At 66.1% G+C, this 6271-nt stretch carries 9 protein-coding genes; 2 read left to right on the forward strand and 7 right to left on the reverse strand.

The window, feature by feature from the left end; all coding sequences use genetic code 11:
* Positions 1–91 precede the first annotated feature (91 nt).
* From EOA23_RS30115 to EOA23_RS30145, 7 genes are all read right to left on the reverse strand, one after another.
* A complete protein-coding gene (locus EOA23_RS30115; RefSeq protein WP_127306798.1) occupies positions 92–376 on the reverse strand; it encodes a hypothetical protein in 285 nt (94 codons plus the stop codon).
* A 98-nt stretch (positions 377–474) separates the two neighbouring features.
* Complete coding sequence (locus EOA23_RS30120) at positions 475–1071, reverse strand: DUF6456 domain-containing protein (protein ID WP_127306799.1); 597 nt, start codon at positions 1069–1071, stop codon at positions 475–477.
* A 174-nt stretch (positions 1072–1245) separates the two neighbouring features.
* A complete protein-coding gene (locus EOA23_RS30125) occupies positions 1246–1623 on the reverse strand; it encodes a hypothetical protein (RefSeq protein ID WP_127306800.1) in 378 nt (125 codons plus the stop codon).
* Positions 1544–2230, reverse strand: coding sequence for a hypothetical protein (locus tag EOA23_RS30130; protein ID WP_127306801.1), 687 nt, complete (start codon positions 2228–2230; stop codon positions 1544–1546). Before EOA23_RS30130 ends, EOA23_RS30125 begins: the two co-directional genes overlap by 80 nt.
* A gap of 202 nt (positions 2231–2432) precedes the next feature.
* Positions 2433–3227 (reverse strand): GcrA cell cycle regulator, encoded by a 795-nt coding sequence (locus tag EOA23_RS30135; RefSeq protein ID WP_127306802.1) that lies wholly within the window; start codon positions 3225–3227, stop codon positions 2433–2435.
* Positions 3228–3337: 110 nt separating this feature from the next.
* Positions 3338–3640, reverse strand: a complete 303-nt coding sequence (locus EOA23_RS30140; RefSeq protein WP_127306803.1) for a hypothetical protein — start codon at positions 3638–3640, stop codon at positions 3338–3340.
* Positions 3637–3912 (reverse strand): hypothetical protein, encoded by a 276-nt coding sequence (locus EOA23_RS30145; protein ID WP_245474390.1) that lies wholly within the window; start codon positions 3910–3912, stop codon positions 3637–3639. Before EOA23_RS30145 ends, EOA23_RS30140 begins: the two co-directional genes overlap by 4 nt.
* A 116-nt stretch (positions 3913–4028) precedes the next feature.
* On the opposite strand from EOA23_RS30145, the gene EOA23_RS30150 reads away from it, so the two are divergent.
* Together EOA23_RS30150 and EOA23_RS30155 are read left to right on the forward strand one after the other, a co-directional pair.
* Complete coding sequence (locus EOA23_RS30150) at positions 4029–4673, forward strand: S24 family peptidase (RefSeq protein ID WP_127306804.1); 645 nt, start codon at positions 4029–4031, stop codon at positions 4671–4673.
* A gap of 126 nt (positions 4674–4799) precedes the next feature.
* On the forward strand, positions 4800–6271 hold a 1472-nt coding region (locus EOA23_RS30155), incomplete at its 3' end, for a tetratricopeptide repeat protein (protein ID WP_127306805.1).

A 6271-nucleotide genomic window follows, 5' to 3' on the forward strand; every position in this document is an offset into this window, starting at 1 on the left:
CACCGCACTCCGCAAATAACATCGAAGGTCAGCGCCGCCCCTCCTTGCCCCGCCGGGCACTGTTCTAATTGCATAAACAGAGCTCGACGCGTCAACCGTTGGAAGTTTCAGAGCTAGTCTCGAAACCGCTGTCGGACAGAAGACGCTCAACTTTCTTCAGACGTTCGATAACCTCAAGCAAAACGTTCACACTCTCCTGGCTCGCTACACCGTCAGATCGACCAATTTCACTGACAACTCCGGCGAGGCGATTGCGCACGCTTTGGCCACTCGTACCGAGCCCCAACTCGAATTCGATTATGTTAATCAAACCAATTAGGTCACTCTCATGATCGGTGGTGCCGATGGGCACTCTTCGGACGACCTTCTCGAACATTATGTTCCCATGATGGACTGCCGGACACTCAGAGCATGTATCTCTTTGAGAGCTGGGACAAGGCAGCAGCTAAGCCGCTTGAGTCTGGGCCCTAATATTCACCCCGCCTTCCTCCCCATCATCCCGTAGTGCACCGCCAACAAATCCAGCCCCACCTTCAGCAGCTTCGCCACCACATCCCGACCCTCGCCGCTGCGTTCGGCGATGGCCTTCACCGACTGGCCTTCGAGGCAGGTCTTGCGCACCACCTCCGCCACGTCCCAATGGGCGAGCGCGGCCGCCGCTTGGGCATGGGCGCGGCCGGCTGACAGCACGCGGTCGGGGATGCCGCCGCCCATCCGGCTGGCGTCGACGCGCTCGCTCCAGGATTGCGGCTGCAGGCCGTGGCGGGCGGCGCGCCCGAAATCGTCGCGAAAACGCTGGCCGGCCTCGCGCTGCTGGCGCGTCAGCGAGGTGATGCCGGTGAGCGGATCGACATTGCGCAGGCGCACGATGCCGCCGGTGGAGGTGTAGCCGCCGTTCGAAACCTCGTAGACGCGGCGCGCCTCGGCCGTGCCGGCGGTCAGCCGCTGACGGCCGAAGGCGTCCTGCTTCAGCGCGAAGTCATGGCCGACCTCGCGGCGGATGCGCACCTGCTCGGCCTCGCCCTTGGGGAGTTTTGGCGGTTGGGGTTTCTTGGCGGTTTTGCGGGGCATGGGAGGTCCTTTGTGGGTGGCGTTGCAGAACTTGGGTTCCTCGCCCCCACCAACGGTGGGGGAGAGGTGTCCGCGAAGCGGACGGAGAGGGGGACGCCCTCCGCGAAGCCAATGGCGTGGGAGGTTGAGCGAGCGCTCATTGCGGCTTCGCTTGTGACGCGAGGAGCCAGGGTCTCAGCCGGCTTTGATTTCGCGGAGGGCGCTCCCCTCTCCGTCGCGGCTTCGCCGCGCCACCTCTCCCCCGCGTGGCGGGGGCGAGGAACTCGCGCTTAATTGCCCCTCTCTCTTCGCCGTCAGCTCCCGCATCAGGCGCCTCTCGCGCACCTCGATCGACAGCTGGGCGGTCGACGGGCAGAACTGGGCGTTGGCCATCTTGGCCTCGCCGCGGATGAAGCGGCGGATCGCGGCCTCGACGTCTTGAAGCTCGGCATCCTGCACCGCGGCGAGATAGCCACGCAACTGCATCTCGGCGTCAGCCAGCGCGGATTGCGGGAAGCAGGAAAACATCGCGGCCAGCGCCTTCGCCGCCTGCTGCAATTCGGCTGCGGTCATTGATCTCCTCGATGATTGCGTTGGCGGCATCGACATGCGTCCTGCGCCGCTGCCATTTCTGTTCGGGCCTCTGCCCTGAAGACGCTTTTCCATTCCTGTCCCGCGAAGCGGGGGAAGAAAACGCCTGGGCTTTTTCTCCCGTTGGATCGATGGCTTGTGGACTCTGGGAGTCTGGACTCTGGGGCTTATCACCCGCCTTATCCCTGACCCTCGCCCGCCGCTTATCCGAAGGCGAAAAAGCCCTTTCCTTCGAAAGGCTTGGGTTACCGCCCTTCAAGCCGTTCTTGCGCGCCGCGCGCGCCTTGCGGGCGTCGGCGATCATGCGCCTTGAATAGATGCGGCCGTGGCGGTCGCGCGAGAAGACGCGGTTCTGCTCGAGCTCGGCAAGCAGCGCGCCAAGCTCCGCCTCCGCGCAGCCGGCAAGGCGCGCGAGCGCCGTCTCGTCCAGCCCCTTGCCGGCGATGGCGACATAGCCGATGGGCTCGTGCGCGGCGGCAATGCACAGCATGCGCATCCACAAACCCTGTGCGGCCAGCGAGCACAGCCGCAGGTTCGGATCGGACTCCCAGTCCGACCAGAAGAATTTCGACCAGATCGTGCCGCTCATGGGGAGGGCTCGCAAAGGCGGTGGAGCTCGAATCTCCCCCCTTGAGGGGGAGATGGCCGGCAGGCCAGAAGGGGTCGTCTCACGTAGGGCTCCAGCGCCTCGCAGATGCGGTAGGAAGAGGTTGGCGCTCTACGCGCAGCGACCCCCTCTGTCGCCTTTGGCGACATCTCCCCCTCGAGGGGGGAGACTAGCGCCGGCGCTATCACATCCCCCTCCCACGATGGCCGTGGAACCTGGCGTGGTGGTGTGCGCAGTAGCTGCGCGTGGCGGACGTCGGCAGGCCGCAGCACAGCATGTCCGGACCCGGGCGCGCGCCGAGCGGATCGGCTTCGGCATCCTCGCGTAGCGCGAGATCGAGCGGCGCGCGGCAGCGGCCGAACAGGCAGTCGAGGAAGCGCATGGCCGCGACATGCGGCTGGCGGCCGGGGTTTTTCGCAGGCGGCGGCGCCGGGAGCTTGTAGAGATGCGCTTCGGATTTCTGGCGCTCGCCCGGCGCAAGCCAGGCCGGCGGCAAGGTGCGCGCCGGCTTGCGGGGTTTGGGTTTTTTCGGCTTGGCAGGGGCTTTGGCTAAGTCCTTTTGCGTGGGGCTGTCTACGACCGATACGTCGGCGGGACAGCGCCCCCCTCTGTCCTGCCGGACATCTCCCCCACTAGGGGGGAGATTGGCGGTTGCGCCGCCGGCGCCTTCCACGAACTCGGCGAACCTGGAAAGCGCGGCCGGCTCGGAGAGCGCTCCAATCACCGTCCTGCCCCGCCTGCCTGGACGATCCGGCCGGGCATGTTTCCCCGGCCTGCCGCCGGCGCGGCCGCCCTTGGGATTGGCGAAGCCGATGGCGCGCAAGCCGGCGTTGCGGTGGACGATGCCGATGATGGCGTTGCGCGAGACCGGGGCGCCGCGCAGCGCGCTGAAGCGGCCGGCGATGCGCGAGGCCGAGAGCCCCTCCTTCAGCCAGGCGGCGATCTCGTCGATTTCCTTTTCGGTATAGGCGGCTGCCATCTTCTCATTCCATCGATTGCTAAGGGCGTGGGCTTGGGAGCGCCGGGCTGAAGCCCAAGCGCCTGGGTTCGGCCGCGAGGCCGTCGGTGGGGTTCGGAAAAGGGTCGGGATCAGGCGGGGCGCGCGGCCTCTTCCTGTTCGCGAAGCCTGGCTTCAGCCGCCGCCCGCGTCAGGCCCGACACCGCCCGGCCCGACGCGCGGTCGAACAGGATGACGGTGCCGTCCTCGGTGCGGACACAGCTTATGCCCGGATTGGGGGCCGGAGCCGGGGGAGGAGCGGCTCCGGCCGTTCCGGTGAACCGGGGTGCGGGCGGTTCGACCGGATCCGGGGCAAGCGCCCCGGAATGCGCCCGGACCGGGGAGGAAGACAGTCCGGACGATTGGAATTCCAATGGTGAGGGCAGCGCGTTCATGCCGCCTCCCCTTGCATGGCGTTCGCGCGCTGCATGGCGGCGCGGCCGGCCAGCCATTCGTAGCTGACGCCGGCAATGCCCAGCCGGCGGCTGGCCGCCACCACATGCGGCCAATGCTGCGGCGCGATGCGGCCGCGCCGGCGCATCTGGCGCGCCGCCTCGTAGCCGCAGCCGACATCGGCGGCGAAAGCGCCGATGCTGCCCCAGCGGTCGATAAGCCCCGAGATATCAGTGGGCAGTCCCTGGATGCTCGTGGGCTGCGCGGGAATCACGGACAATGCGGAAATGCTTGCGGGATGCTCATTCATGCGCTAAGCGTACGTTATGTACGAATGACGCGCAAGCGAAATCGTACAATATGGACGACTAATTTCAGGCATTTTGTACGATGATGGATTCCAGGCACAGATTGCAGCAGGCGCGCGCCCAGGCCGGCTATGCCTCGCCCAGCGATGCCGCGCGGGCGCTGCGCGACATCAACAAGAACACCCTCATCAGCCATGAGAACGGCAACCGGCCGCTGTCGCGGAAAGCCGCCGAGAAATACGGCCGGCTGTTCGGCGTCGACCCCGGCTGGCTGCTGTTCGATGGCAGTTTGGGGGGCGATGGCGCCGAAGCGGCGCCGGTCAATCTCATGCCCTCGCCCGTCACCATCGACGTGCCGATCGTGTCGTGGATCAGCGCCGGCGAGCTCGGCAGCCAGGACAGCGTCGTCAACCTCTCCGACTATCCGACGATCCCCACCGCCGACCTCGAGGAAGGCGAATGGATCGCGCTGCGCGTCGACGGCCCGTCGATGAACAAGATCTCGCCGCCGGATTCGATCATCTTCGTCAATTTGCGCGACAAGCGGCTGGTGACCAATGGCTGCTATGTGATCTCGGACGAGACGGGACGGGCCACCTACAAACGCTACCGCCCGAACGACAACCCGCCGTTCCAGCCGGCTTCCTACCTGGATATCCCGCCGCCGGAACTGGAGGGCGCGATCACCATCATCGGCCGGGTGAGAAGGTCGATAATCGATATGTGAGGGTGGATTCCTCAAGGGGAGACCGATTTCGGCGGTCGCTACAATTTCTGCTTGCATTTTGGAACAAAAACGGAACTATAGGGCTCGCAGCCGCGGTCGCGGCGACTCCGGGGGGAGGTTCAAACCATGTCTCGCCGTGCCGGCGCGGTCTCGCGCATATTCGTTGCCGTGCTCTCACATGGGCTGGCGTTGGCGGGAGTGACGGCGCTTGGCACGCTCGCCACGCCTTCGCCCGCCGTTGCCGGGGACTATGCCCTTTGCTTCGGCGACGAAAGCGGCGGTCAGGGCAGTGACCAAAAGGAAGCGAATGTCGACCAGGCCGCGGTCGATCGGCGCATCGCTGCCTGCACGGCGATTGCCGAAGACGATACGCAAGCGCAGCGCCAGCGGATCAAGGCCTATTTCTATCGGGGCGCTGCCCGGGACGACAAGCAGGACTGGAATGGCGCGATTGCCGATTACGGCCAAGCCATCGCGCTTGATCCAAAGGCGACCTCGGCGCTGTTCAACCGCGGCACCGACTGGTCCAACAAGGGCGATTACGACCGCGCGATCGCGGACTTCAACATCGTGATCAGCCTCGAACCGTCCGCCAGCGACGCCTATTCCAGCCGCGGCTCGGCCTTCCTTCGCAAGGGCAAGATCGACGCGGCCATGCTTGATTTCCAGCAGGCGATCGAGGCCGATCCGCAAAACGGCGACGCCCATACGGGGCTCGGCACCGTCTGGAGCAAGACCGGCGAACGCGACAAGGCGATTGCGGAGTATGACAAGGCGATCCGCATCGATCCGGCCGATTTCATCGCGCTCGTCAATCGCGGCCTCGCCTACGCCGCCAGGGGCGAGTTCGATCGCGCCATTGCCGATTACGACGCCGCACTGGCCGTGGACCCAGGGAGCGCCGATGCCTATGCCAACCGCAGCGCCGCCTGGATCGGCAAGAACGACTGGGCGCGCGCCATCGCCGATGCCAACAAGGCGATCGAGCTCGACGCCGGGATGGTCGACGGCTACTACGCCCGAGCGGTCGCCTGGGCGAGCAAGGACAACGACGATCGCGCCCTTGCCGATTTCGACAAAGTGATCGCGCTCGATGCGACCGATGCCAGGGCGTGGCTCGGCCGGTCGCTGATGCGATCACGCAAAGGCGACAGCGCCGGCGCGGCGGCCGACTGCCGCAAAGCCATCGCGCTCGATCCGAAGAAGACTGGCAGCTGTGACGCGGGGCCGGATGACGCCGAGATGCCTGCGGCGGAAACGGCGTCCAAGTCGGATCTTTCCTCTTTGGCCAAGCAGTTGGAGGCCACTGGCAGGGAGGTCCTTTCCAAGGAAGCTGCCGCGCAAATCCGGGATGCATTGAAGCAGCAAGCCTCCGGCGACGTGCCGGGCGCGATCGCTTCCTTTGGCTATGCCATCTCACTCGATCCCGACAATGCCGAGGCCTATTACGACCGGGCGGTCGCCGCGGCCTCGCAAGGAGACAATGCCCTTGCCGCGAGCGACTGCCGGCGCGCTGTCGAGCTCGACCCGCAACGCGCCGGCGCGTGCGCCGCGCTCAAGACGCAAACCGCTCCGGCCGCCACGACACAGGACCAGGC

The organism is Mesorhizobium sp. M2A.F.Ca.ET.042.01.1.1 (assembly GCF_003997405.1).
Classification (GTDB): Bacteria; Pseudomonadota; Alphaproteobacteria; order Rhizobiales; family Rhizobiaceae; genus Mesorhizobium.